The organism is Kribbella antibiotica (assembly GCF_004349055.1).
GTDB lineage: Bacteria > Actinomycetota > Actinomycetes > Propionibacteriales > Kribbellaceae > Kribbella > Kribbella antibiotica.
On sequence record NZ_SMKX01000313.1, the window covers coordinates 1 to 1,204 of the forward strand.

Below are 1,204 nucleotides of genomic sequence, written 5' to 3' on the forward strand. Positions count from 1 at the left end.
GAGGCTGTTGCAGAATCGGCGTGGTGTTGGACTGTAACCCGGTGGGTGTTCGATTATTGGGTATGGCGAATGCGTATCGGCTGGTTGATCGTGGTCAGGGGTTCTTGTTGCCGCCGGACATGTCTGAGTGGTTGCCGTCTGATCATGTGGTGTGGTTTCTGATCGATGCGGTCAGGGAGTTGGACACGTCGGTGCTGCATGCTGTCCGGACGCGGGTGGGTCAGGGGCGGGCTGGGTTTGATCCGGACATGATGATCACGTTGCTGATGTATGCGTATGCGAACAAGGTGCGGTCGTCTCGGCAGATCGAGCGGTTGTGCACTGTCGATGTCGGGTTCCGGGTGGCTTGTGCTCAAGACGTACCGGATCACACGACGATCGCGCGGTTCCGCGCCGAGCATGCCGACGCGTTCGCGGATCTGTTCGCGCGGGTGCTGGTGATGTGCGCGCAGGCGGGGATGGCCAAGGTCGGGGTCGTGGCGATCGATGGGACGAAGATCGCGGCGAACGCGGCGATGGGCGCGAACCGCAAAGAGGAATGGTTGCGGGAACAGGCTGCGAAGATCGTGGCCGAGGCTGCCGCGGTCGATGCTGCCGAGGACGAGGAGTACGGCGATCGGCGTGGTGACGAACTGCCGCCCGAGTTCGGTAACCCGGCCGGGCGCCGGGAGCGGATCCGTCGGGCGCTGGACGAGATCGAGAAGAAAACTAAGCAGGCCCAAGCCGATGATGCTGCTGATCAGGCTCGTGGTGAGGAGTATCTGGCTCGGGTCGAGGCCGGTGAAACTGTGCTGGGCCGGCGTCCGGCAGGGATCGATCTGGTCCGGTTCAACACTGCCCGGCTGGCCCGGGCGAAGGCCCGCCTCGCAGAGGCTGCGCCGGGCACGACCGCTCATGCGACCGCCAATGGCCAGATCCGTGAGGCCAGGCGTGGTTTGAAGACCGCGCAGGCCGCGGCCGAGGCCGGGGCCGAGGCCGGGACGGTCGACTGTCAGGGTGCTGCGGCCAGGAAACGCGGCCGTTATGGCGACCCGGCTCCGGTCGCGAACACCACCGACCCCGAAAGCCGGAAAATGGCGACCAGTAACGGCGGGACCGTGCAGGGCTTCAACGCCCAGATCGCGGTCACCGACGACCACCTCATCCTGGCCGCCGCGGTGACCCAGGACGGCAACGACTACCACTGCTTCGAACCCATGATGAA

1 protein-coding gene is annotated in these 1,204 nt (G+C 65.3%); it reads left to right on the plus strand.

The genetic code is table 11. The features are described from left to right. Window positions 1-62 precede the first annotated feature (62 nt). The coding region (locus E1263_RS42400; RefSeq protein WP_132178143.1) for a transposase at window positions 63-1,204 on the plus strand (1,142 nt) is incomplete at its 3' end.